Raw genomic sequence first — 25,377 nt, 5'->3', positions numbered from 1 at the left:
CTTGAGCACGTGCGGTTCATGCTGGTCGAGTAGCCCCAGCGAGCCGTATCGAGACCCCCGCCAGCGCCTTCGCCCGATCTCGACGCGCGCCGACACCGACGCCCTGCTGCTCGCGCCGCGATCCCCGTCGCCTCCCCTCACACGAAGAGAGGGGAGCGACTACCCGACCACCGCGCACGGACGCCGATGGACCCCCGGACACGTCACCCGGGACAGGTGGTCCCGGGGACCGTACGACTACCGACTAGCGGTTCGTCTTGATGCGGGTGGTCAGCTCGGTGACCTGGTTGTAGATGCTGCGGCGCTCCTTCATGAGCTCCGAGATCTTCTTGTTCGCGTACATGACCGTGGTGTGGTCGCGGTTGCCGAACAGCTGGCCGATCTTGGGCAGCGAGAGGTTCGTCAGCTCGCGGCACAGGTACATGGCGATCTGGCGCGCGGTGGCGACGGCCTGCGAGCGCGACGAGCCGTAGAGGTCGTCGACCGTGAGCTTGAAGTAGTCCGCGGTGTGGTTGATGATGTCGACCGGCGAGATGACGTTGTCCTCGTCGAGCGTGATCAGGTCCTTCAGCACGGTCTGCACGAGCGACATGTCGACCGGCGTGCGGTTCAGGCTCGCGAACGCGGTGACGCGGATGAGCGTCCCCTCGAGCTCGCGGATGTTGCTCGACACCTTCGACGCCATGAACTCGAGGATGTCGTCGGGCACGAGCAGCTTCTCGCTGACCGCCTTCTTGCGGAGGATCGCGATGCGGGTCTCGAGGTCGGGAGCCTGCACATCGGTGATGAGGCCCCACTCGAAGCGCGAGCGCATCCGGTCCTCGAAGCCCGTCAGGGCCTTCGGCGGCAGATCGGACGTGATCACGACCTGCTTGTTGTGGTCGTGCAGCTGGTTGAAGGTGTGGAAGAACGCCTCCTGCGTCTCCGCCTTCCCCTGCAGGAACTGGATGTCGTCGATCAGGAGGATGTCGACGTTGCGGTAGCGGCCGTGGAAGGCGTTGCCCCGGTTGTTCGCGATCGAGTTGATGAAGTCGTTCGTGAACTCCTCGCTCGAGACGTACCGCACGCGGATCCCCGGGTAGAGGCTCATCGCGTAGTGGCCGATGGCGTGGAGGAGGTGCGTCTTGCCGAGCCCGGAGTCGCCGTAGACGAAGAGCGGGTTGTAGGCCTTGGCGGGAGCCTCGGCGACCGCGACGGCCGCGGCGTGCGCGAACCGGTTGGAGCCTCCGATGACGAAGTTGTCGAAGCTGTACTTCGGGTTCAGCCGGGTGTCGGTCGCCGGCACGGTCCGCAGCTCCTCGACCCCGCGGGTCGGCGCGACCGTCGCCGAGGAGGCGGTGATCGGCTCGAACGGGTTCATCGACTCCTGCGACGACGGGGAGCTGAGGGGCTCGTGCTCGATGTCGGGGTTCACCACGAAGGCGAACGTCGTGACGCCGAAGGAGTCGTCGAGCGTCCCGATCGCGCTGAGCAGGGGCACGCGCACGCGCTGCTCGAGCATCCCGCGGGTGAACTCGTTCGGGACCTCCAGGTAGAAGGTGCCCGCCATGATGCCCTTGGGCTCCACGAGCGAGACGAACCCGTAGAGGGGAGCGGTGATCCGCTCGTCCCGGGACAGTGCGCCGAGGATCACGTTCCACGCGTCGACCATCGACGTGTCGTCTGCCATCTGTCTCCGGTCCTGGGTGCTGTCGCTGTGAAGTCGCTGCGGGATCGCCGTCTCCGCCGGACCCGTCGCCGCCCGCTGCAGGGGCGTCGCGGACCGGGCGCGGAGCCGGGTCTCGAGTGCCGCTCTCTCCACAGGGTTGTCCACCGGCCTCGAGCGATGCCTGTGCGGGCGCGGGAGGACGCGGATCCCACCTGTGGATAACTGCGGCTCAACACCGTAACGAACGGAGCCGACGGGAGACAAATCCACCACAGCGACACCCGCGTGTCAATGCGCGGAACCCCGTGTCCCGTGTGCATGATCGAGGTTTCGCGCCGTCCACATTTGACCGGTGACGGAACAGGCCGTAGTTTAAATCAGTTGACGCCTGCCCGGTGTCGTCCGTGCGGCCCTCGCAGGCCGAGCGGATTCCGCAGCCGGGCACCCCTTCTTCCCGGAGGATCCGAGTCTCCGCCCGAGCGGGTGGTGCCGGTTCGCGCCGCGGAACACGTACGTGGAGATCTGATTATGAGCAAGCGAACCTTCCAGCCGAACAACCGTCGTCGCGCCAAGGTGCACGGCTTCCGTCTGCGCATGCGCACCCGTGCCGGCCGCGGCATCCTCAGCGCGCGCCGCGCCAAGGGGCGCACCGAGCTCTCCGCCTAGCAGCGAGCGGTACCGACCAGCGGTGCTGGCCAGAGCCAATCGCATCGTCCACGGAGGCGAGTACCGGACAGTCGTCCGTCGCGGTGTGCGGTCCACAGGACCGCACACCGTCACGTATGTCCGCCGGTCCTCCGCGGGCGATCCGGCGCGGTTCGGGTTCATCGTCGCCAAGACGGTCGGCACCGCGGTGACGCGCAACACCGTCCGCCGCCGGCTCAAGGCCGTGGCGTTCGAGCTCGTCCCCGAGATCGACCCCGGCACCCAGGTCGTCGTCCGCGCGCTGCCCGGCAGCGCCGACGCCCCCTGGTCGGAGCTGCGCTCCGAGGTGTGGTCCGCGATGGCGCGAGCCGCGCGGAAGAGCGGGGCGTCCTCGTGACCGCCGTGCTCCCCCGCCGCGAGGCCCCGTTCGCCCGGCTCGGGTGGGCGATCCTCCTGCTGCCGCGGAACATCGGCGTCCTGCTCCTGATCGTCTACCGGGCGGTCGTGTCCCCTCTCTACGGGGACGTCTGCCGTTACTACCCCTCGTGCTCCGCGTACGCGCTCCAGGCGGTCCAGCTCCACGGGCTCGTCCTCGGCTCCGTCCTCGCGGCCCGCCGTCTGCTCCGCTGCCACCCGTGGGCGGCCGGCGGCATCGACGACGTCCCGACCTCGATCCCCCTGCACCGACCGGCTTCCGGCCGGACCCGCTTCGCCGTGACGCGAGCCGGGTTCGTCGTGGGCCCTCGAAAGGACTGACCCCACTCCATGGACCTCCTCGGCACGATCCTCTGGCCCCTCAAGTGGGTGGTCGAGCTGCTCCTCGTCGCCTTCCACCAGCTGCTGACCTTCACCGGCATGGAGGCGGCCGCGGGAATCACCTGGGTCCTCTCGATCGTCGGGCTGGTCATCGTCATCCGCGCCGCGCTCATCCCGATCTTCGTCAAGCAGATCAAGAGCCAGCGCCGGATGCTCGAGGTCGCACCCCAGCTCAAGAAGATCCAGGACAAGTACAAGGGCAAGCGCGACCAGCTGTCCCGTGAGGCGATGTCCCGCGAGACCATGGAGCTCTACAAGAAGACGGGCACCAACCCGCTCGCCTCCTGCCTGCCCCTGCTGATCCAGATGCCGATCTTCTTCAGCCTGTTCTCGGTGCTGAACGCGGCGCAGCACAGCCAGAAGGGCGTGGGCCCGCTCGACGAGACGCTCGCCCGCCAGTTCGGCGAGGCGAACCTCTTCGGCGTCGCACCGCTGCACCAGTCGATCCAGGGCGCACTCGCCGAGGGCGGCCAGGAGCCGGTCATCATCATCGCGGTGATCATGGTCGTCCTGATGACCGCGTCGCAGTTCATCACGCAGCTGCAGATCGTCTCGAAGAACATGTCGCCCGAGGCGAAGGCCTCGCCGACGTTCAAGCAGCAGCGGATCCTGCTCTACATCCTCCCCCTCGTCTTCGCCTTCTCGGGCTTCGCCTTCCCCCTCGGCGTGATGTTCTACTGGCTGACCTCGAACATCTGGACGATGATCCAGCAGTTCATCGTCATCCGGAACATGCCGACCCCGGGCAGCGAGGCCGCCAAGGCCCGCGAGGAGCGCCTGCGCCGCAAGGGCAAGCTGGTCGAGGAGACCACGGCCGCCGGCGACGTCACCCTCGTCGAGAAGAAGGCCGTGCAGCGCACGCAGCCCGTGAGCAAGAACCGCTCCAAGAAGCAAGCCGGAAAGAAGTAGAGCCGCCATGACCGATCCGATGCAGACCATCACCGACGACGCGTCCGCACCCGCGGACGTGGACGCGTCCGCCGTCGACGAGGCGCCCGAGTCCACGCTCTCGCAGCTCGAGGACGAGGGCGACGTCGCCGCCGACTACATCGAGGAGTTCCTCGACATCTGCGACCTCGACGGCGACATCGACATCGAGGTCCGCAACGGCCGCGCCTACCTCTCGGTCACCGCCTCCGGAGACACGAACCTCCGGGTGCTCTCCCGCCCCGACGCCGTCCAGGCACTGCAGGAGCTGACGCGCCTGGCGGTCCAGACGAAGACCGGCGCGTTCTCCCGCCTCATCCTCGACATCGGCGGCTCCCGCGACGCCCGCGAGGCGGAGCTCGCCCAGCTGGTCGACCGCGCGATCGAGCGGATCGAGGACGGCGCCACGTCGGCCTCGCTCCCGCCCATGTCGTCGTACGAGCGCAAGCTGGTCCACGACATGGTGGGCGAGCGCGGCTTCGTGTCGGAGTCGCGCGGCGAGGCGCGCGAGCGCCACACCGTCATCACCCGCGGCTGAGCGGCGTGGAGTCGACCCTCGAGGCCGAGCCCTCAGCCGCTGCGGCGATCGCCGGCGACCGCCTGCCCCTCCTGCGGTTCTTCACAGAGGCTCTCGCCGACCAGGGTGAGGAGCGCGGCCTGATCGGGCCCCTGGAGCTCCCCCGGCTCTGGACGCGGCACGTCCTCAACAGCGCCCTGGTGGCCCCTCTCCTGCGTCCGGGACTGGTGGGTGATGTCGGCAGTGGCGCGGGCCTTCCCGGGCTCGTCCTGGCCATCGTGCGGCCCGACGTCCGCTTCGTGCTCATCGAGCCGATGGAGCGTCGCGTCGTCTGGCTTCAGGAGCAGGTGGACGGACTCGGACTCGAGAATGTCTCAGTTCTTCGCGCCCGTGCCGAAGAGGTACAGCTCGCGGAGCCTCTCGACCAGGTGACCGCTCGGGCGGTCAGCGCTCTCTCGAAGCTGATCCCGCTGACCGCGCCGTTGCTGCGGCCTGGAGGCGAGCTGGTCCTGCTGAAGGGCATCAATGCCGAGAAGGAGATCGAGGCTGCGGCCAAGCAGATCCGTCGCTTCCGACTCTCCCCGCCCAGGGTCGTCGTGCTCGGAGACGGCGTGCTCTCCGAGGTGACGAGGGTCGTCCGGGCTACAGTGGGTTGATCGCCACGACGCCGCAGTGAGCCCCCGACTCCTCGTCCGTCGACTCCTCGGTGCTGATGTCCGTCCCACTCGCTGAGCGAAGGTTTCACGTGAAACAAACCGATTCCGTCGGTCTGACCGGAGGCTTCGATTCCTCGACTCCCCTGGCCCGGGAGATCGCGGACATGACCCGTCGGCGCGCACTGCTGAACGCCCAGCCGCTGCCCAAGCCCGAGTCGACGCGCGTCATCACGATCTCGAACCAGAAGGGCGGCGTCGGCAAGACGACGACGACCGTCAACCTCGCCGCCGGGCTCGCCCGCGGTGAGGCGAAGGTGCTCGTCATCGACCTCGATCCGCAGGGCAACGCGTCGACGGCCCTGGGCATCGAGCACCGCGCCGAGACGGCCAGCGTGTACGACGTGATCGTCAACGACACTCCCCTCGCGGACGTCGTGCAGAAGAGCCCGGAGTTCGCCTCGCTCTACGGTGTGCCGGCGACCATCCACCTGGCCGGCGCCGAGATCGAGCTGGTCTCGCTCGTCGCACGCGAGCAGCGTCTCCGCCGCGCGCTCGACCGCATGCTCGACACCATGGACGAGCCGTTCGACTACGTCTTCATCGACTGCCCGCCGTCGCTCGGTCTGCTGACCATCAACGCGTTCGTCGCCGCTCGCGAGGTGCTCATTCCGATCCAGTGCGAGTACTACGCGCTCGAGGGGCTCAGCCAGCTGCTCAAGAACATCGACCTGATCGAGCGGCACCTCAACCCGAACCTCGGTGTCTCGACGATCCTCCTGACCATGTACGACGGCCGCACCAACCTCTCCCAGCAGGTGGCAGCGGATGTCCGAGAGCACTTCCCGAAGGAGGTGCTGCGCGCGGTGATCCCGCGCAACGTGAGGATCTCGGAGGCGCCGAGCTACGGACAGAGCGTGATCAGCTACGACCCGCAGTCGTCCGGTTCGCTGGCGTATCTGGAGGCGGCCGCCGAGATCGCACGACGCGGAGCCCGGAAGACACCCGAGACGGCACACGAAGGAGAGGCACGCTGATGGCGACCAAGCGCACGGGACTCGGCCGGGGGATCGGCTCGCTCATCCCGACCAGCGACGAGTCGCGCTCCCGGCCCGTCGACGTCTTCTTCCCTGATCAGGTCGGCGATTCGGCCCGTGCCGAGGAGCTCCTCGACGTCCCCGGAGCGCGCTTGGCGCGACTCCCCCTCGCCGACATCACCCCGAACACGGCGCAGCCGCGGTCGATGTTCGACGAGGACGACCTCGCGGAACTCGTCCACAGCATCCGCGAGTTCGGAGTGCTGCAGCCGATCGTCGTCCGGCCCGTGACGGCTCGCGGCGGAGCGAAGTACGAGCTCGTGATGGGTGAGCGCCGGTTCCGCGCCTCGAAGGCCGCGGGACTGACCACCATCCCCGCGGTCGTCAAGGACACGGCCGACGAGAACATGCTCCGCGACGCGCTGCTGGAGAACCTGCACCGCGCCGACCTCAACCCGCTCGAGGAGGCGTCCGCCTACCAGCAGCTCCTCAGCGACTTCGGGATCACCCAGGAGGCCCTGGCGACGCGGCTCGGACGTTCGCGGCCGCAGATCTCGAACACGCTCCGTCTCCTGCGGCTCCCGGCCGATGTGCAGGCCCGCGTCGCTGCCGGCGTCCTGACCGCAGGACACGCGCGTGCGGTTTTGTCCCTCGACGACGTCGAGATGATGCGCCGCCTGGCCGACAAGATCGTCAATGAGGACCTGTCCGTCCGCGCCGCCGAGGCTGCCGCGGCGCAGATGAAGGCGCCGCGGACGACCACGCGTCCTGTGGTGGAGGAGCAGGGCGGCCACTCCGGACACCTCTCGTCGATCGCGGATCACCTCGGCGACCGGTTGAACACGCGTGTCAAGGTCACTCTGGGTGCTCGCAAGGGCCAGATGGTCATCGACTTCGCCACCATCCAGGACCTGAACCGCATCCTCGCCGAGATCGGGGAGCCGACCGAGGTGTCGCTCGCTCCGTAGTGGCCGGCCTAGCAGCCGCCACTGATTCGCCGTGCGGCTGGCGTGCGCGTGCTCGCGCTGTGTTCTTGGCCGGAATCGCCGGTGTGGCGATATCCGCTCCCCTCGTCGGCACCGCGATCACAGGAATCGGTACGCTTGAGGCGGCCTACGAAATGCCTTGTGAGCTGTCCATTCTCTGCCGTCGCCATCTCTCTGATTGATGAGCCCTTGTGACCGGCACAGTCTGATGAAGTGGCCCCAGGTTCTGCGGGGCCCTGCTGACTCCGAGCCTGGTCGAGAATACGGCTGGTATAGCCGAACGGCGATGATCGCCGGGTATCCGGTACATCTATCTCTGGATAGAGCAAATCTCGATGCGGCTATATGGCGGTCGAGTAGGCGTGGAGCGCCGGATCGAGGGTTGGCGAGTTCAGACATCGTCGCGCTCCGGAGTTGATGTCGCGTTCGGTGAGTCGCTGGCGGGCGCAGGACGGGCGCCTGGACGGGTCGTTCGCGGTCGCGCTCTCCGCTGCCCAGGGCGACGACATCGTCGCCGATATTCGCGTGCGCAATGTTTCACGTGAAACATTCCTACGTTGGCAGCTGAGATGAGGACCCCCTCGGCTGTCCGTGCATCCCAAGTCGCCGGTGAGGAGCGCTTCCTGGGCCTCCAGAAATTGGCCGGCGGGGGGGTCAAGTTTAGACGAAATGCAGTATCGCTTCGTTTTCGCGGATCGATGCAGATGTGATGACTGGGTTCGCCGAGGTTTGACGGAGGACCCCGACGGCGGTCGCCCCCAGAGAGCACTGAAAGAGGCGATGGAAGGGCCGTTTCACGTGAAACGGTCCGCTCTAGGGCGGCCTAGCCATTGAAGAGCTACGAGCTTGTCATGTAGGAGAGGAGGCCCTCGTCGGCTCGACTCGCTCCAACGGGCGCAATATTTTGGATCGAAGTTACCCAACGGCTGCGGAGGCGTTTCACGTGAAACGCCCCTGCCGAGAACATTGGACGCCCATGCGGATCCTCGTGGGACCGACTTCGACCGCAATGCTCGAAAGAGATTGCTCGCCTGACCAGCGGAATAGAGACACCACCCCCCCGAGGCGAAGTTGAGGTCGGAGAACCAAGCTAAAGGGATCCCTTCGGGCCGTGGGTCTCGATACGTCGCGTTGTCGCTACTCGACCAGCATGGCGACGGGTGCTGGCGTCGATCAGCGTCGATAGAGCAGGTCGGTTCTTCCCAGAGACGGCGCAAGTGGCGATCGTGGTGAGCCTCGATTCGACGCACTACCGCTCTTCACCGGTATGTCTGCAGATATAGGGAAACGATTGGCGTGGATATCCTGCCCCAGGCAATGCCGCACCTGGTACCCACCGAGGGTGTCCGGTTCTCGATACGGAGCAATGCGGTTCCTCGACCAGCATGACGACGAGGACCAGGTGCCGATCGAAGCCCTTGGGCCGGGTCGATTCCTGGTGGGTTTAGGGGGACGAGGGGGGCCTCACTACGCCAATCTACGGATACTCGACCGGCGCGGCAATGGGTGTCTGACGTTGTGGGGGTCGAGACGCGGCTTCGGCTTCCCTCGAGTCGGCACTACTGGTCTGCTGATGAAGACCAAGACACGTTGTTGGGCGGCTACTCGACCTATGTCAAAGGAGAAGGGGGCGATCCCGGGTCTCGATATGCCGCGATCCGGCTACCCGTCTGGCATGGTTTCGCGCACTTGTTCACAACGCCGCAGCCTCGCGACCAGGAGCGGACGCGCAGCGGACCGTTTCACGTGAAACGGTGGAGGTCAGGAGGCGGCGAGCTTCGCGAGGGTGGAGTAGACGTCGCCGAGGTAGCGGCCGGATGCCTCAATGGCCTGGGGAACGAGTGAGGTCTCGGTCATTCCGGGAAGGACGTTCGCGTCGAAGAACCAGGGGAGTCCGGCGTCATCGATGATGAAGTCGAGCCGCGACAGGTGGCGGAGTCCCAGCAGTTCGTGGATCGCAACGGCCACGCGGGACACCTCCTCCGTGATCTCCGGCGAGATCCGTGCCGGCGTGTAGAAGTGCGTCTCCCCCGCGTTGTAGCGCGCCTCGAATGTGTACTGGCCCGCGACGGGTGCGATCTCGACAGGCGGCAGGGCGAAAGGACCGTCACCGAGGTCGAGAACACCGACGGAGATCTCGGTCCCCTGGATCTGCTGTTCGATGAGCACGACGTCGCCATAGGTGTACGCCTCGACCATCGCTCGCGGGAGCTGCGACGACTCCGTCACGATGCTGACGCCCTGGGCCGAACCGCCCTGAGCGGGCTTCACCACGAGGGAGCCCGGCAGGTGCGCCTCGACCTGCTCCAGAATCCCGGCGGCTCCGAGCTCGCGGAAGGTCTCGCGGGGGAGGGTGACGGAGCTCGGGGTCGAGAAGCCCGCGCGAGCGACGAGCGTCTTCGCGGTCGGCTTGAACCAGGCCAGGCGCGCCGCGTCCGTCTGCGAGCCGACGTAGGCGAAGCCAGCCGCCTCGAGGAGCCCGAGGAGCGCACCGTCCTCACCGCTCGCCCCGTGCACCGCGGGCCAGACGACGTCCGGACGCTTCTGCAGGAGCGTCGAGAGGAGGCCGGCGTCCGGTTCGTGCAGGGAGACGCGGTGGCCCATCGCGGAGAGACGATCCGCCACGCGACGGCCCGACCGCAGGGAGACGTCGCGCTCGTGGCTGATGCCACCGCTGATGACGACGATGTCGAGTGTACGGTCGAGCACAGAGAAATCGGTCATGACCAGGGCTTTCTTATCAAAGGAGCGGTGTCAGGAGACGTTCGGCGGCAGGACGGCGTCACGCTTGCTCGCGTCGGCGCTGCTCAGCCGGCCCGTGCCCGCGAAGGTCGACAGCAGATCGAGCTCCCCGTTGATGACCGTGGCGAGGCGGCGGATGCCGTCACCGATGCGCTCCGGCGTCGGGTAGCAGAACGAGAGGCGGATGTTCTGACGTCCGTCTCCGTTACCGTAGAACGCAGTGCCCGGCGTGTACGCGACGAGCTCCTTCACTGCGCGCGGCAGCATCGCCTTGGAGTCGAGCTCCTCGGGCAGCGTGACCCAGACGTAGAAGCCGCCGTTCGGGTTCGTCCAGCTGAGGCCGGGCAGATGGGTCTGCAGGCCCTTCAGCATCGCTTCCTTCCGCTCGCGGTAGACGCCGCGGAAGGTGTCGATCTGTCCGCGCCAGTCGGCCGTCTCGAGGTACTTCGAGATGACCAGCTGGCTGAAGGACGACGGACTGAGGACGGCCGCCTCGTTGGCGAGGATCAGCCGCTCGCGGATCGCGTGCGGAGCGAGAGCCCAGCCCACCCGGAAGCCGGGAGCCAGCGTCTTCGAGAACGTCCCGAGGTAGATCACCCCGTCCTCCTCCAGCGAGCGCATCGCCTTCGGCGGGACATCCTCGAAGTAGAGGAGGCCGTAGGGGTTGTCCTCGAGCACGAGGATTCCCTCGGACTTGCAGATCTCGAGGATCTCGACGCGGCGCTCCCAGCTGAGGGTCACGCCTGCGGGGTTATGGAAGGTGGGGATCGTGTACAGGAACTTGATCGTCTTCCCGGCGGCGCGCACGCGGGCGATGTGCTCGCGGAGGGCCGCGGGGATGAGCCCGTGCTCGTCCATGGGGACGTGCTCGACTTCGGCCTGGTACGACCGGAAGATGACCATCGCCGTGACGTAGCTGGGGCCCTCGGAGAGGACGACGTCCCCCGGGTCCAGGAACAGCTTGGAGACGAGCTCCAGGGCGTGCTGAGAGCCCGTGGTGACCACGATGTCGTCCGCGCTGGCGGAGATGCCCTCGAGGGCCATGACGTCGAGGATCTGCTCGCGCAGGACGGGGACGCCCTGCCCCGACCCGTACTGCAGCGCGACGGGTCCCTGCTCCCGCATCACGGTGTCGATGGCGCCGGTCACCAGGTCCTGGGGGAGCGCGGACACGAACGGCATGCCGCCGGCGAGCGAGACCACTTCTGGGCGTGACGCGACGGCGAACAGGGCTCGGACCTCGCTGGCGGCCAGACCGGCCGTGCGCTCCGCGTAGGAGTTGTACCAGGGGTCGAGGTTGGTGCCGCGGTTGGTCACGATGGTTCCGCTTCGCTCGGTGACAGGGTCTCTCCGGCCGAAGCCGGGTGGATCCACAATACCGGCCGGTCCTGTGCTGCGGCGGGGCGGTCGGCGCGCCACTGCAGGGATCGTGGCCTGCGCCGCAGCAGGGTTGTTTCACGTGAAACAACCCTGCACGAGGAGAGCCCCCGTCACGACGTGACAGGGGCTCTCGGAGACCGCAGGGCGGTCAGGAGTGCGAACTCAGAGGAACGCGGCCAGGTCGGCCTCGAGGGCCGGCTTCGGCTTGGCGCCGATGACGGTCTTCACGACCTCGCCCTTCTGGTAGACCTTCATCGCCGGGATCGACGTGATCTGGTACTTCGCAGCGGTCTGCGGGTTCTCGTCGACGTTCAGCTTGACGATCTCGATCTTGTCGCCGTGCTCGGCCGAGATCTGGTCGAGGATCGGCGCGACCATGCGGCAGGGGCCGCACCACTCGGCCCAGAAGTCGACCAGGACGGTCTTCTCGGAGTCGAGGACGTCGGACTGGAACGATGCGTCGGTGACGCTCTTCGCGGTGGACATGGTGTTCTCTCCTTCACGAGTCGGCGGGCTGCCGGCTCCGATGTGCGATGACCGGACGGTCAGCGGGTGATGAGCTCGGCCCGGGGTGAGCCTTCGGTGTGGGCGGTGCCATCGGCGAGCGAAGCGAGATAGTGCTCCGCGTCGAGGGCGGCGACCGTTCCGGATGCCGCGGCGGTGACGGCCTGACGGTAGGTCGGGTCGATCACGTCGCCCGCGGCGAAGACGCCGGGAACGGAGGTCTGGGAGGAGCGGCCGACCACCGAGATGGTGCCCTCGGTGGTGAGGTCGAGCTTGCCGTGCACGACGTGCGTGCGCGGGTCGTTGCCGATCGCGATGAACAGGCCGTCGAGGTCGAGGTGGGACTCGGTGCCGTCGACCGTGTCACGCAGCTTCACGCCGTCCACGTGGTTCTCGCCGGTGATGCCGGTGACCTCGGCGTTCCAGATGAACTCGATCCTGTCGTTGTCGAAGGCGCGCTTCTGCATGACCTTCGAGGCGCGGAGCGAGTCCTTACGGTGGATCACGTAGACCTTCGCGGCGTGCTTGGTGAGGAAGGTCGCCTCCTCCATGGCGGAGTCGCCTCCGCCGACGACGGCGATGGTCTTGCCCTTGAAGAAGAAGCCGTCGCAGGTGGCGCACCACGAGACACCATGTCCCGACAGGCGGTCCTCATCGTGGAGGCCCAGCTTGCGGTAAGCGGATCCGGTCGCGACGACGACGGTCTTCGCCTCGATGCTCTCGCCGGAGCCGAGGTGGACGGTCTTGACCTCGCCCTCGAGATCGAGGGAGGTGACGTCGTCGTAGAAGGTCTCGGCGCCGAACTTCTCGGCCTGCGCCTGCATCGAGGTCATCAGCTCGGGGCCGAGGACGCCGTCGGGGAAGCCGGGGAAGTTCTCGACGTCCGTCGTGTTCATCAGGTCGCCGCCGATCTCGACCGACGAGGCCACGACCACCGGGTGCAGCTCGGCGCGCGCCGCGTAGATGGCGGCGGTCCAGCCGGCGGGGCCGGATCCGATGATGACGATGTCGCGCACGGCAACTCCTCGGGGTCTGTACGAGCGGTGACGGGTGGGGCGGGAGCCGAGCACCCGGAGCCGGTCGCTCGAATCGTTCCGCGGCTCCGTGGGCTACAACACATCCTAGGCGGGCACTATTCCGCGGGCCCGGGAGCGTGGGCAGCGCTACGGTCCGGTCGACTCAGCAGAACCGGAAAGGGCCTTTGACCTGGCTTTTACCGGAGCAGCATCAGCGGCCGAGTCGGCGGATCACCGGAGCGAGGACGGCGCGCAGCTCCGGTACCCGGAGGAACCAGAGGACCGCGAAGTAGACGAGCGCCATCACGGTGCCGATCGCGGCCATCGAGAGCAGCGGCTCCAGGTAGTTCGAGACGGCGAAACCGCCCGCGCGCGTGCCGCCGAGGGCGACCAGGACGCCGTAGCCGGCGGCGGCGGAGGGCACCGCGGCGAGGACGAACTGCGCGAGCCTGACGAGGATCCGCCTGCCTCCGCGGCCGCCGAGCCGGCGGCGCAGGAGGAGGGCCGCCACGAGGGCCTGCACGCAGATGCCGAGCGAGGTCGCAGCGGCGATGCCGACAGCGGTGCGGTCGGCGGGGAGCCGGAGCACGATCAGGTACCCGGCGACCGCCACGACGACCTGCACCAGGGTGAACAGGAACGGCCGCGCTCCGTCGCTCAGGGCGTAGAACGCGCGCTGCATGATGGCGATCGAGGAGAACAGCGGCAGGGCGATCACGTAGGCCATGGCGATCGCTCCGATGGCCTGCGCGTCCGCGAACGAGTCGGTGAAGACGGAGCCGAACGGCACCGCGACCACGACGATCGCGGCGGCGGCGAAGACGAGCATCATCAGCACCAGGCGGAGCGAGGTGGAGACGTCCGAGCGGAACTCCTTCATCTCCCCCCGCGCGGTGTGGCCGCTCATCTTGGTGAAGTACGCCATGGCGATCGAGATCGCGATGACCGAGTGGGGCAGCATGAAGATCAGCCACGCCTTCTGCAGCGCCGCGGCCGAGGGCCCCTCGCCGGACGCGGTGGAGGAGACCTGGCTCTCGACGATGCCGGCGACGATGGTCAGCAGCACCGTGGCGAACGACCACAGCGACATCCGCCCGGCCGTGCCGAGGCCGACGCCCCGGAAGCGGAAGTCGGGGCGGTAGCTGAGGCCGACCCTCCGCCAGAAGAGCATCAGGAACAGCGACTGGACGACGATGCCCAGCGTCGCGCTCCCGCCGAGGAGGGTGACCATCGCCGGGGACCACGAGTCGACCGGACGGTTCCCCTCCGGATCGGCGCCGAACAGCACAATGAAGGCGACGAGCCCGGCGATCACCACGACGTTGTTCAGCACGGGCGCCCAGGTGAAGGGGCCGAACGAGCCGCGGGCGTTGAGCACCTCGCCGAGGATGGTGAAGAGACCGTAGAAGAAGACCTGCGGCAGGCACCAGAACGCGAAGGCGACGGCCAGCTGGTACTGCTCCGGTCCGTAGCCGGGCGCGTAGAGGCGCACGAGCAGGGGAGCGAGGACCGTGGCGGCGATCGTGGTCACCAGGAGCAGGCCGAGCGCCAGGGTCAGCAGGCGGTTGATGTAGCCGCGGCCGCCGTCGGCGTCGAGGCCCGCCCGCACGATCTGCGGGACGAGGACGGCGTTCAGAGCGCCGCCCGCGATGATCGAGTAGATCGTGTTGGGGAGCAGGTTCGCCGTCGTGAAGGCGTCCGCGCCCGGCGCGACCGCGGCTCCGATCGTGTTCGCCATGACGATCGACATGATGAAGCCGAGGATCCGCGAGACCATCGTGCCGGAGGCGAGGACGGCGCTCGCGCGTCCGAGGGAGAAGCTAGCCACGCGGGTCCGATCGCTGGTCGTCGAGATCGGGCTGGACCTCGAGCACGGCGTTCGGGTCCTCCTCGTCCTCAGGGGTGTCGCCTCGACGGCGACGGCGGATGTTGCGGAGGATGCCGGCTCCGAAGACGACGACGAGCGCGATCCCGATGACCAGGGTGCCGACGGTCTCCCAGTCGGCGCGGACGCTGGTCGTCATGCCCGTGGGGGTGCCGATGGGGACGCCCTGCGCCGAGGTCAGCTGCAGGCCGAGGCTCGTCTCGCCGTTGCCGACCCGGGCCTTCACGGGGATGAGGACGCGGCCCTGCGAGCGGGCGTCGATCTCGGTGGTCTCGATCGCCTCCTCGTCGATGTCGAGGACGGCGTTCGAGGTCGAGGCCTGGATGCGGACGGCGATCGGCCAGGGGAGCTCGTTGCGGACGTACACGGGGATGCTCGAGTCGCGGGAGACCTGCAGGATGCTGCCGGTCGCGTCGATCGACACCAGCGAGAGCGTCCGGTCGGCCTCGGTCATGGCCACGCCGACGGCGTCGCCCCAGCCGCTGCCGTCTCCGCGCCAGGTCACCGAGAGCAGCGCCAGCACGTCGTTGCGGCTCTTGCCCGACAGCAGCTCCGGCTCCTGCAGCACGGAGGAGAACGCCTCGACCTCGGAGCCGGCGTCGAGCAGGTCGCGCACCCGGTCGAGCCGCGACTCCGACTCCGGCGAGTCGACGACGCTCGCGCCCTCGGTCGCGGGGACGGCGAGGGCGGTGGAGAGGGCGACTCCGCGGGCCCAGGGCAGCGACTCGATCGCGTCGAGGGTCTCGGAGAGGCGCGCGGCGCCGATCGCCGAGCCGCGGCCGAGGGTGAGCACGACGTCCGGCGCGGTCCCCTCCTCCTGCACCTCGGCGAGATCGGTGGCGATCTCGGACATGCGGGCGCGCCACTCGGTGTCGTCGGTGGCGGTGGCGGCCGCGTCGAACGCCTCGGTGAGGCGCGAGTCGGCCACGACCAGGTCCGAGTCGCCGACGGTGGCGCGCGAGGTGGTGGTCACCTCCTCCGGCAGCAGGAGACCGGAGGAGGGGACGACCGTGCGGTTCACTCCGCTGGCCGCGTAGACGTCGAGGTCCGACCCGCGGAGGGTGCCCTCGTCGGGCCAGGCGACGCTGCCGAGGGAGGTGCTCCAGTCGGAGGCGAGCAGCGACTCGGTGCTCGGACGCGCCGGCAGGTTCTCGGCCGGCTGGTCGGAGTCGACGGCGACCGTGGGCGCCGGGCTGGCGGTGCCGGGGACCGCGGCGAAGCGGGTGTCGTCGATCGCGTACTCGAAGGAGGTGGGAGAGAGGAGGGCGGAGAGCCCGGCCTGCGCCTGGGCCGAGACGTCGGCGTCGGCGTACGGCAGGGCGAAGCGCTCGTTCGGCACGGACTGCAGCCGGTCGAGCCAGTCGAGGGCCGACTCCGGAGCGGCGCTGCCGAGGATCCGGATCGAAGCGAGGATGCGCGGGTCGACCCCGATCGTGACGCCCTTCCCCGCGACCGCGTCGAGCTGCCGGGTGAGGGTCCCCGTGCCGTCGGTGTAGTCGGCGAGGGCCTCGGCCGAGAGCAGGCCGTCGGCCGTGTCCGGGACGGTGAGCGGGACGAGGACGCTGACGCCGGTCTCGCGCTCCGGGGCCACCGCGTCGTCGGTCAGCTCGACGGCGGTGCGAGCGGTCGAGACGACACCACCCGGACCGGTGACCGTGACGAGGACGGCGTGGGTGCCGAGCGCGGTCCGGTCGTTGGAGAAGGGGATCTGGTCGACCGGCACGGTGAGGCCGGCCTCGGCGGTGCTGGAGGGCAGCAGGCGCAGCTGGGCGGTCGCACGGACCGGGTCGGTGTCGTTGTCGGCCTCGGCGTCGAGCCAGTCGTGCAGCTCCGCGCGGGTGTCGAGGGTGGCGTAGGAGAGGGCGACCGTCACGTCGGCGCTGTCGATCGCCTCGGTGGTGCCGTTGCGCACGGCGATCGAGAGCTCGAGGTCCTGGCCGGGCCGCAGGACGCCGTCACTGCCGGCCCCGGCGGTCGTGGTGACGGTGCCGGGAGCGGGCGTCGAGGTCGCCGTCGCGGCGGCGACCGGGGCCGCGAGGGCGGGGGAGGCCACGCCGGTCAGGCCGAGCGCGAGAGCGGCGGCACCTGCCGAGCGGAGCAGGAGGAGGGCCGCCCGCGAGCGGCGGGAGCGGAGGGAGGGGTCGCGCCGATGCATCGGACTCACTCGGCCTCCATGCGGGTGATTCTACGGGCAGCCCTCCTCGGGGCAGGCGGTGCGTCCGCTGTGCAGGCGGTTCCCCCCCGTAACCCCCTGGCACGGTCACCCGCTGCCGGGACACCCCCCGCCACTAGGATCGTGCGAATGCACAGCGTCCAGACCGCTCTCGAGACCCTCCGCGCGCTCGCGGGGACGCCCACGGTGACGCGGCTGGCGGAGGCGTTCGCAGCCCAGGGCCACGAGCTCGCGCTGGTCGGCGGCCCGGTCCGCGACGCCTTCCTCGGCCACGGCGTGCACGACCTCGACTTCACCACCTCCGCACGCCCCGACGACATCGTGCGGATCGTCGCTCCGATCGCCGAGGCGCACTGGGACATCGGCCGGGCCTTCGGCACGATCGGCGCTCGCGTGGCCGGCGAGACGGTCGAGATCACGACCTACCGCAGCGACAGCTACGACGGGGTGAGCCGCAAGCCCGAGGTCGAGTTCGGCGACTCGCTCGAGGGCGACCTGGTGCGGCGCGACTTCACGGTCAACGCGATGGCGCTGCGGCTCCCGGAGGTCGTCCTCGTCGATCCCTCGGGAGGAGTGGAGGACCTGCTCGCCGGCCGGCTGCGCACCCCCTCCCCCGCCGACCTCTCCTTCGGCGACGATCCGCTCCGGATGCTCCGCGGCGCGCGCTTCACCTCGCAGCTCGGATTCCGCACCACCGACGAGGTCGAGTGGGCGATGGCCGAGCTCGCCGGCCGGATCGACGACGTCTCGGCGGAGCGCGTGCAGGAGGAGCTGCGGAAGCTCCTCGCGACCGCCTCGCCCCGTGCCGGCCTGGAGCTGCTCGTCGACACCGGTCTGGCCGGTCGCTTCCTCCCGGAGCTGCCCGCGCTGCGCCTGGAGCAGGACGAGCACCACCACCACAAGGACGTCTACACCCACAGCCTCACCGTGCTGGAGCAGGCGATCGCGCTGGAGGAGTCGCGGCACCCCGGAGCCGCGCCCGACGTCGTGCTGCGGCTCGCCGCCCTCCTGCACGACATCGGGAAGCCGGCCACGCGGCGGCTCGAGCCGGGCGGAGCGGTGAGCTTCCACCACCACGACCTGGTCGGCTCCAAGCTCGCGATCAAGCGGATGCGCGCACTGAAGTTCGACAACCAGACGATGAAGGACGTGGCCCGCCTCATCGAGCTGCACCTGCGCTTCTTCGGGTACACGGACGGCGCGTGGACCGACTCCGCGGTGCGCCGCTACGTGACCGACGCCGGGCCCCTGCTCGAGCGGCTGCACATCCTCACCCGCGCCGACGTGACCACGCGCAACCGCCGCAAGGCCGACCGGCTCGCGCACGCCTACGACGACCTCGAGGCGCGCATCGCGGAGCTCGCCGAGAAGGAGGAGCTCGCCTCCAAGCGCCCCGACCTCGACGGCACGCGGATCATGGAGATCCTCGGCCTCGCCCCGGGCCCCGAGGTCGGGCAGGCGTACCGGTTCCTGCTGGAGCTGCGGCTCGAGGAGGGTCCGCTCGGCGAGGAGGTCGCGACGCAGCGGCTCCGCGAGTGGTGGGCGTCGCGCTGAGGCGCTGAGCCCGGCCCCGTGCCCGCCTCGCCCTGCACCCGGGGTGGTGCGCCTCGAACGGATCCGTCCGGCGCGTCGCGGCGCTCCTGTTGTAGTCTGTACAGGTTGTCCACGACCAGACGCACTCGCGTCCGCGGGAGTGGGCAGATGCTACATACCCTCCTGTCACGGAAATACCGTGGCCGTTCAGTCCGAAGGAGGTGGGTTAGTGACGCATCAGTACGAGATCATGGTCATCCTGGACCCCGAGATCGATGAGCGCACCGTCGCTCCGAGTCTCGACAAGTTCCTCAACGTCATCCGCACCGATGGTGGATCCATCGACAAGGTCGACGTCTGGGGCCGCCGTCGTCTGGCGTACGAGATCAACAAGAAGTCCGAGGGCATCTACGCCGTCGTCGACTTCACGTCGACCTCCGCCGCAGCGAACGAGCTCGACCGTCAGCTGAAGCTGTCCGAGGCCGTCATGCGCACCAAGGTGCTGCGGGCCGAAGAGGGCATCGCCCAGGTCGCGGCCGCCGCGAAGCTCGCCGACGAGAAGGCCGCCCGCAAGGCTGCCAAGGCCTCGGCCGCTCCCAAGGCGTAGCGCTCATGGCCGGCGAGACGATCATCACCGTGGTGGGGAACCTCACCGCCGACCCCGAGCTGCGCTACACGCAGGGCGGGCTCGCGGTCGCGAACTTCACCATCGCCTCCACGCCGCGCACCTTCGACCGTCAGGCGAACGACTGGAAGGACGGCGAAGCGCTGTTCCTCCGCGCCTCCGTCTGGCGCGAGTTCGCCGAGAACGTCGCAGGAACGCTGACCAAGGGCAGCCGCGTCATCGCGACCGGCCGCCTGAAGCAGCGCTCCTACGAGACGAAGGAAGGCGAGAAGCGCACCAGCATCGAGCTCGAGATCGACGAGATCGGGCCCTCGCTGCGCTACGCGACCGCGCAGGTCACGCGCGCCTCCGGTGGAGGCGGACGAGGCCAGGCCGGTGGCGGCCAGGGCAACGGCGGTCAGATCGGCGGCGGCCAGGGCGGCTTCGGCGGCGGCAGTCAGGGGGGCTCCGGCAACGCCGGCGGCAACCGTGGCGGTCAGGCCGAGGAGCCGTGGGCGCCGAGCGCTCCCGCCGGTGGCGACGTGTGGAGCACGCCGGGCAGCTACAACGACGAGACGCCGTTCTGAGCCTCGGCTCGGACGCTCTCCTCACCTGAATCACGCCTCCCCCGCACCGCGATCGCTCGCGGCGGGGCAGGGGCGAACCAGAATCTAAGGAAACCACTATGGCTGGAAAGAGCAGCGGCGACCGCCGCAAGCCGATCCGCGGCAAGGGCGCGAAGAACGCGGCCCCCGCGAAGTCGGTCCGCGTGGGTGTCATCGACTACAAGGACGTCGCGACCCTCCGCAAGTTCATCTCGGAGCGCGGGAAGATCCGCGCCCGTCGTATCACCGGCGTCTCCGTTCAGGAGCAGCGCCTCATCGCCCGTGCCGTCAAGAACGCCCGCGAGATGGCGCTCCTGCCCTACGCCGGCAGCGGAAGGTAGGTAACGGTATGTCCAAGGTCATCCTGACCCACGAGGTCGACGGACTCGGCTCGGCCGGCGACGTCGTCGACGTGAAGAACGGGTTCGCCCGCAACTACCTCATCCCGCAGGGCTTCGGCGTCGCGTGGACCCGCGGTGGCGAGAAGCAGGTCGAGCAGATCAAGTCGGCGCGAGCCGCTCGTGAGCACAAGACCATCGAAGAGGCCCAGCACACCAAGCAGGTCCTCGAGGCCAACCGCGTGAAGCTGACGGTCAAGGCCGGCAAGGACGGCCGCCTGTTCGGCTCGGTGAAGACCTCCGACATCGCGAACGCGGTGGCGGCGGCCGGGTTCGGCGAGCTCGACAAGCGCAAGATCGTCATCTCGAACGCGATCAAGCACGTCGGCGAGCACGAGGCCGTGGTGCGTCTGCGCGACGACATCCAGGCCACTGTGAAGCTGCAGGTGGTCGCGGCCAAGTAAGGCCGCGAGAACGCCGCGGAGGGCGGTGCGACGGGACTTCCGAGTCCCCTCGCACCGCCCTTCGTCGTTCCCGTTCTCCACAGCTCCATCCACATACACCCTTCAGCGGGACCAACCTTCACTGTGGTCTTGAGACTCTTTTCCCCACACACCTGTGGAAAGCAGTGAATGCCTGGTCAGAGGTCGGAAAAAACTTGCTGAGGGCCGCTGATCCCACAGGGTTGTCCACATGTTGCCCACAGTGGGCCCGGCGTTTCCCCTCGGTTCTGCACAGCTCTCTCCACAGGGCGGTTTGCGTGCCGCGGGCGGCGGTCCGTAGGGTGGCGCAGCGCCCCGCGAGGGGTGCGGGCAGGCGCCCGTGCGCCGCTGTCGGAGGTCGCTGGTAGACCGGATCCCGGCACCGCGCGACCGGACGCGCAACACCCGACAGGAGGAGGCGAAGGCATGACGATCGCGCACCTGGCGGTACCCGGCTCGGACGGACGGGACGGTCGCGGTGACCGCGGCGAGTCGCGCGGGAACGAGCGGACCCCTCCGCACGACCTCCTCGCCGAGCAGTCGGCGCTGGGCGGCATGCTGCTCTCGAAGGACGCGGTCGCCGATGTCGTCGAGAGCGTCAAGGGCACCGACTTCTACATCCCCAAGCACGAGATCGTCTTCGACGCGATCCTCGCCCTCTACTCGCACGGCGAGCCGACCGACGTCATCGCGGTCACCGACGAGCTCACGAAGCAGGGCGAGCTGCAGCGGGCCGGCGGCGCCGACTACCTGCACACGCTCACCTCGATGGTCCCCACCGCGGCCAACGCCGGGTACTACGCCTCCATCGTCGCCGAGCGCGCTCTGCTGCGCCGCCTCGTCGAGGCGGGCACCCGCATCGCGCAGATGGGCTACCAGGGCGAGGGCGAGGTGCTCGACCTGGTCAACACGGCGCAGGCCGAGATCTACAACGTCACCGGCTCCGAGACGGCGGAGGACTACGTCCCGCTGACCGACGCGGTGACCGTCGCGATCGACGAGATCGAGGCGGCCGCTCACAAGGACGGCAGCTTCACCGGCGTCCCCACCGGCTTCGCCGACCTCGACGACCTGACCAACGGCTTCCACGCCGGGCAGATGATCATCGTCGCCGCGCGCCCCGCGCTCGGAAAGTCGACGCTGGCGCTCGACTTCGCCCGCGCCGCCGCGATCAAGCACAACATGGCCACGATCTTTTTCTCCCTCGAGATGGGGCGCAGCGAGATCGCGATGCGCCTCCTCTCGGCCGAGGCGTCCGTGCCGCTGCAGCACATGCGGAAGGGCACGGTCGACCAGCGCGACTGGACGACCATTGCCTCCACCCGCGGCCGGATCAACGACGCGCCGCTCTACATCGACGACTCGCCCAACATGACCCTCGTCGAGATCCGGGCGAAGTGCCGCCGGCTCAAGCAGCGGGTCGGGCTCAAGATGGTCGTCATCGACTACCTGCAGCTGATGACCTCCGGGAAGAAGGTCGAGAGCCGCCAGCAGGAGGTCTCGGAGTTCTCCCGTGCCCTCAAGCTCCTCGCGAAGGAGCTGCAGGTGCCGGTCATCGCGCTCTCGCAGCTGAACCGAGGCCCCGAGCAGCGCGCCGACAAGCTCCCCGCCATCTCGGACCTCCGCGAGTCCGGCTCGATCGAGCAGGACGCCGACATGGTGATCCTCCTGCACCGCGAGAGCGCCTACGAGAAGGACAACCCGCGCGCGGGCGAGGCCGACCTCATCGTCGCCAAGCACCGCAACGGCCCGACCCGCACGGTGACCGTGGGCTTCCACGGCCACTTCTCGCGCTTCGCCGACATCCCGGCGGTCTGACGTGACAGGTGCCGCTGCCGTCCCCGAGCCCGTCGACGTCCCGCTGGGCGGCGGGTCGATCCGCCTGGGCCAGTTCCTCAAGTTCGCGGGGATCCTCTCGGGCGGCGAGGCCAAGGAGGCGGTCGCCGAGGGGATGGTGACCGTCAACGGCGAAGTCGATCTGCGCCGCGGGCGCCAGCTCGCCGTCGGCGACGTCGTCGGGTTCGACCGGAACCGCTTCCGCGTCTGCGAGTGAGCGCAGCCGCGCCTCGACGGGTGCGATCGGCCGAGACGCCGCGGAACGGATGAGACGCCGCTCAGAGGCGGCCGCGTCGGCGTGTTGAGCGGTGGCTCGGCGCACACTGGCTCCTGGACATCCCGGGACGACAGGAGACGCGCGTGCAGCTCGGCATTCACTTCATGGACTTCACCCTTCCGGGCGGAAGCGCGGGGATCGCGCCGATCCTCGGAGCGACCGCGCGGACGGCCGAGGACGTCGGCTGCGCCTGGTTCACGCTGATGGACCACTACTTCCAGATGGAGCACTTCGCGACGAGCGAGGATCCGATGCTCGAGGGCTACACCTCGCTCGGCTTCGTCGCCGGCCGGACGGAGCGGATGCGGCTGGGGCTCCTCGTCACCGGCGTGACGTACCGCCATCCGGGACTGCTCGCGAAGATCGTCACCACCCTCGACGTGCTCTCCGGCGGGCGCGCGATGCTCGGCATCGGCGCCGCCTGGTACGAGCGCGAGCACCTCGGGCTAGGCGTGCCGTACCCGCCGCTGAAGGAGCGGTTCGAGCGGCTGGAGGAGACGCTGCGGATCTGCCGTCAGATGTGGAGCGACGACGACGGGCCGTTCGAGGGGACGCACTACCGGCTGGCCGAGACGCTGAACCACCCGGCGCCGATCCAGCAGCCCGGCCCGCCCATCCTCATCGGCGGCGGAGGCGAGAGGAAGACGCTGCGGCTGGTCGCTCAGTACGGCGACGCCTGCAACCTGTTCGGCACCGGCGCGGACGACGTGGCGCACAAGCTCGATGTGCTGAAGCGGCACTGCGACGACCTCGGGCGCGACTACGCGACGATCACGAAGACCATCACCGGGGGCGGCGATCCGATCGGCGACCCCGACGGCTTCGTCCGCGCGATGGAGGAGTACGCGGCGCTGGGGATCGACCACGTGCAGCTGGCCCCGGCCGGGCCGGATCCGGAGGGGTACGTCGCCCGGCTGGGCGAGGGCGTGATCGAGCGGGTGGCGGCTCTCGGCTGAGGGCTCCCGGGCAGCCGCGCGGCACTCCGACCGGTTCGGGTGCCGCGGGCGTCACCGCTGATCCGCTCCGCCGGCCGGTTCCGCCGTCACCGGCGCGAGGACTCCGGTGGCGAGGATGTCCCGGGTCGGGGGACGTCGTCGGCGGATCCTGCCCCCGTCAGGGTCGCGGCGTAGAGACGGGCGAGGAGCGCGACCTACGGTTCGAGCCTCCCACCTCGGGTTATTGAGCACACGCTGACGTGGGCAGATCGCTGGCCTCATGCCGCACGTGTCCTCTCGCACCTCGCTCCGCCGTCATCGGCAGAACCGCAGAAGAGGGGCGATCGGGACGGGTGTCGTCCTCGCCGTCGTCGGCGCCGCGCTCTTCGCCGGCGTCTCGGCGCAGGCGGCCACGGCTCCGGACCTCGGCACGGCGGAGGACTACTCGGTCCTGGCCGCGTCGACCGTGACGAACACGGGGTCGAGCGTCCTGGACCAGAGCGTCGGGGTCAGCCCGCTGACCGCCGTCACCGGGTTCCCGCCCGGACGGACGGACGGAGTGATCCACCGCGGAGACGCGGAGGCGGCTCAGGCCCAGGCCGACGTGGGCACCGCCTACGGACAGCTCGCCTCGCAGGCGACGACCGCGCAGATCGGCGCCGAGATCGGCGGCCGGACGCTGAAACCCGGGGTCTACACCGCGGCCGGACCGGTCGGAGTGACAGGGACGCTCACGCTCGACACCGAGGGCGTCAACGAGGCGGTCTTCGTGATCCGCGCCGCGTCGACGCTGACGACGGCCTCGTCGAGCACGGTGGCCCTGATCAACGGAGCGCAGGCCTGCAACGTCTACTGGCAGATCGGCAGCTCCGCGACGCTCGGCACCGACTCGGACTTCGTGGGCTCCGTGCTCGCCTCGGCCTCGATCACGGTGACGACGGGCGTCTCCGTCGAGGGCCGCGCACTGGCCCGCACGGGAGCGGTCACGCTCGATTCCAACGACTTCACCGAGCCGGGCTGCGAGCCCTCCGACGGCGGACCGTCGCCGACGGCTACGCCGACCGTGACGCCGACGGTCACGCCGACCGTGACGCCGACCGTGACCCCGACGGTCACGCCCACCGTGACGCCGACGGTCACGCCCACCGTGACGCCGACGGTCACGCCGACAGTCACACCGACCGTGACGCCCACGGTCACGCCGACGGTGACCCCGACCATCACGCCGACCGTGACCCCGACGGTGACCCCCACCGTCACGCCGACCGTGACGCCGACGGTCACACCCACTGTCACGCCGACCGTGACTCCCACCGTCACCCCGACGGTGACTCCCACCGTCGTGCCGACGGTGACTCCGACGGTGACTCCCACCGTCGTGCCGACGGTGACTCCGACGGTGACTCCGACGATCGCGCCCACCGTCACTCCGACGGTGACTCCGACGATCGCGCCCACCGTGGCTCCGACGGTCACGCCGACGACCACGCCGACGGCGACCCCGACCGTGGCTCCGACGGCGACCCCCACCCCCACGCCGACCGCGACGCCCACGGCCTCGCCCACTCCGACCGCGACCACAGCGCCGCGACCGGCGCCCTCCCACGCCGCGGTCGTTCCCGTGTCCGGGTCGAACGGTCCCCGCGGTCCGGCTCTCGCCTCGACCGGAGTGGACGCCGCAGCGACGGCGACCGCCGGAGTGCTGGGCCTGCTCGCCCTGCTCGGCGGCGGTCTGATGCTCCTCACCCTCCGACGCCGCGGTGAGCGCACCGGCAGCTGATCCCGGCTGATCACCGGCAGCTGATCACCGCCAGGCCGTGCGCCGGACTCCCGAGGGG

At 69.3% G+C, this 25,377-nt stretch carries 24 protein-coding genes; 17 read left to right on the top strand and 7 right to left on the bottom strand.

Annotated features, from left to right (window positions below; translation table 11 throughout):
• Positions 1-244: 244 nt before the first annotated feature.
• Positions 245-1,549, bottom strand: coding sequence for a chromosomal replication initiator protein DnaA (dnaA, locus tag C5C50_RS11865; RefSeq protein WP_374952921.1), 1,305 nt, complete (start codon positions 1,547-1,549; stop codon positions 245-247).
• Positions 1,550-2,176: 627 nt separating this feature from the next.
• Here dnaA and rpmH point away from each other — a divergent pair.
• From rpmH to C5C50_RS11825, 8 genes are all read left to right on the top strand, one after another.
• A complete protein-coding gene (gene rpmH / locus C5C50_RS11860; protein WP_055784512.1) occupies positions 2,177-2,314 on the top strand; it encodes a 50S ribosomal protein L34 in 138 nt (45 codons plus the stop codon).
• Positions 2,315-2,336: 22 nt separating this feature from the next.
• Positions 2,337-2,690: a ribonuclease P protein component gene (gene rnpA, locus C5C50_RS11855; RefSeq protein ID WP_104222680.1), complete on the top strand. Its 354-nt coding sequence runs from the start codon at positions 2,337-2,339 to the stop codon at positions 2,688-2,690.
• Positions 2,691-2,695: 5 nt separating this feature from the next.
• A complete protein-coding gene (gene yidD / locus C5C50_RS11850) occupies positions 2,696-3,049 on the top strand; it encodes a membrane protein insertion efficiency factor YidD (protein WP_244230695.1) in 354 nt (117 codons plus the stop codon).
• Positions 3,050-3,058: 9 nt separating this feature from the next.
• Positions 3,059-4,018, top strand: coding sequence for a membrane protein insertase YidC (yidC, locus tag C5C50_RS11845; protein ID WP_104222681.1), 960 nt, complete (start codon positions 3,059-3,061; stop codon positions 4,016-4,018).
• Positions 4,019-4,025: 7 nt separating this feature from the next.
• Positions 4,026-4,574 carry a R3H domain-containing nucleic acid-binding protein gene (locus C5C50_RS11840; RefSeq protein ID WP_244229531.1) on the top strand — a complete coding sequence of 183 codons (549 nt, stop codon included), beginning with the start codon at positions 4,026-4,028 and terminating at the stop codon, positions 4,572-4,574.
• A gap of 5 nt (positions 4,575-4,579) precedes the next feature.
• Positions 4,580-5,209 (top strand): 16S rRNA (guanine(527)-N(7))-methyltransferase RsmG, encoded by a 630-nt coding sequence (gene rsmG, locus C5C50_RS11835; protein ID WP_104273517.1) that lies wholly within the window; start codon positions 4,580-4,582, stop codon positions 5,207-5,209.
• Between the two features lie 164 nt (positions 5,210-5,373).
• A complete protein-coding gene (locus tag C5C50_RS11830; RefSeq protein WP_104247021.1) occupies positions 5,374-6,243 on the top strand; it encodes a ParA family protein in 870 nt (289 codons plus the stop codon).
• Positions 6,243-7,211, top strand: coding sequence for a ParB/RepB/Spo0J family partition protein (locus tag C5C50_RS11825; protein WP_104273516.1), 969 nt, complete (start codon positions 6,243-6,245; stop codon positions 7,209-7,211). Before C5C50_RS11830 ends, C5C50_RS11825 begins: the two co-directional genes overlap by 1 nt.
• A gap of 1,779 nt (positions 7,212-8,990) precedes the next feature.
• On the opposite strand, the gene C5C50_RS11820 is transcribed toward C5C50_RS11825, so the two are convergent.
• From C5C50_RS11820 to C5C50_RS11795, 6 genes are all read right to left on the bottom strand, one after another.
• Positions 8,991-9,953 (bottom strand): ATP-grasp domain-containing protein, encoded by a 963-nt coding sequence (locus tag C5C50_RS11820; RefSeq protein WP_104260878.1) that lies wholly within the window; start codon positions 9,951-9,953, stop codon positions 8,991-8,993.
• A 30-nt stretch (positions 9,954-9,983) separates the two neighbouring features.
• Positions 9,984-11,288: a PLP-dependent aminotransferase family protein gene (locus tag C5C50_RS11815; RefSeq protein ID WP_104225793.1), complete on the bottom strand. Its 1,305-nt coding sequence runs from the start codon at positions 11,286-11,288 to the stop codon at positions 9,984-9,986.
• A 225-nt stretch (positions 11,289-11,513) separates the two neighbouring features.
• Positions 11,514-11,837: a thioredoxin gene (trxA, locus tag C5C50_RS11810; RefSeq protein ID WP_104222687.1), complete on the bottom strand. Its 324-nt coding sequence runs from the start codon at positions 11,835-11,837 to the stop codon at positions 11,514-11,516.
• A 59-nt stretch (positions 11,838-11,896) separates the two neighbouring features.
• A complete protein-coding gene (gene trxB, locus C5C50_RS11805) occupies positions 11,897-12,871 on the bottom strand; it encodes a thioredoxin-disulfide reductase (RefSeq protein ID WP_104222688.1) in 975 nt (324 codons plus the stop codon).
• A gap of 211 nt (positions 12,872-13,082) precedes the next feature.
• On the bottom strand, positions 13,083-14,699 hold the full coding sequence (murJ, locus tag C5C50_RS11800; protein WP_258067744.1) for a murein biosynthesis integral membrane protein MurJ: 1,617 nt from the start codon (positions 14,697-14,699) through the stop codon (positions 13,083-13,085).
• Complete coding sequence (locus tag C5C50_RS11795; RefSeq protein WP_104273515.1) at positions 14,692-16,911, bottom strand: DUF6049 family protein; 2,220 nt, start codon at positions 16,909-16,911, stop codon at positions 14,692-14,694. The genes murJ and C5C50_RS11795 overlap by 8 nt, the downstream gene beginning before the upstream one ends.
• A 147-nt stretch (positions 16,912-17,058) precedes the next feature.
• Here C5C50_RS11795 and C5C50_RS11790 point away from each other — a divergent pair, with 147 nt between their 5' ends.
• The 9 genes from C5C50_RS11790 (at position 17,059) to C5C50_RS11750 (ending at position 25,319) form a co-directional block, all read left to right on the top strand.
• Positions 17,059-18,483: a CCA tRNA nucleotidyltransferase gene (locus tag C5C50_RS11790; protein ID WP_104273514.1), complete on the top strand. Its 1,425-nt coding sequence runs from the start codon at positions 17,059-17,061 to the stop codon at positions 18,481-18,483.
• A 208-nt stretch (positions 18,484-18,691) separates the two neighbouring features.
• Complete coding sequence (rpsF, locus tag C5C50_RS11785; protein ID WP_068207796.1) at positions 18,692-19,069, top strand: 30S ribosomal protein S6; 378 nt, start codon at positions 18,692-18,694, stop codon at positions 19,067-19,069.
• A 5-nt stretch (positions 19,070-19,074) separates the two neighbouring features.
• Positions 19,075-19,653, top strand: a complete 579-nt coding sequence (locus C5C50_RS11780) for a single-stranded DNA-binding protein (protein ID WP_104260881.1) — start codon at positions 19,075-19,077, stop codon at positions 19,651-19,653.
• Between the two features lie 98 nt (positions 19,654-19,751).
• A complete protein-coding gene (rpsR, locus tag C5C50_RS11775; protein ID WP_055784551.1) occupies positions 19,752-20,012 on the top strand; it encodes a 30S ribosomal protein S18 in 261 nt (86 codons plus the stop codon).
• A gap of 8 nt (positions 20,013-20,020) precedes the next feature.
• Positions 20,021-20,473, top strand: a complete 453-nt coding sequence (gene rplI, locus C5C50_RS11770) for a 50S ribosomal protein L9 (RefSeq protein ID WP_104222692.1) — start codon at positions 20,021-20,023, stop codon at positions 20,471-20,473.
• A 444-nt stretch (positions 20,474-20,917) separates the two neighbouring features.
• Complete coding sequence (gene dnaB / locus C5C50_RS11765; RefSeq protein ID WP_104225797.1) at positions 20,918-22,309, top strand: replicative DNA helicase; 1,392 nt, start codon at positions 20,918-20,920, stop codon at positions 22,307-22,309.
• Between the two features lies 1 nt (position 22,310).
• Positions 22,311-22,544, top strand: coding sequence for an RNA-binding S4 domain-containing protein (locus C5C50_RS11760; RefSeq protein ID WP_104247028.1), 234 nt, complete (start codon positions 22,311-22,313; stop codon positions 22,542-22,544).
• 143 nt (positions 22,545-22,687) lie between these two features.
• Positions 22,688-23,560 (top strand): LLM class F420-dependent oxidoreductase, encoded by an 873-nt coding sequence (locus tag C5C50_RS11755; RefSeq protein ID WP_181068329.1) that lies wholly within the window; start codon positions 22,688-22,690, stop codon positions 23,558-23,560.
• A 268-nt stretch (positions 23,561-23,828) separates the two neighbouring features.
• Positions 23,829-25,319 (top strand): ice-binding family protein, encoded by a 1,491-nt coding sequence (locus C5C50_RS11750; RefSeq protein ID WP_181133927.1) that lies wholly within the window; start codon positions 23,829-23,831, stop codon positions 25,317-25,319.
• The last annotated feature ends 58 nt before the right edge of the window (positions 25,320-25,377 follow it).

Source organism: Rathayibacter sp. AY1D9, from assembly GCF_002932395.1.
GTDB lineage: Bacteria > Actinomycetota > Actinomycetes > Actinomycetales > Microbacteriaceae > Rathayibacter.
This window is presented reverse-complemented; position numbering and strand designations above follow the sequence as displayed.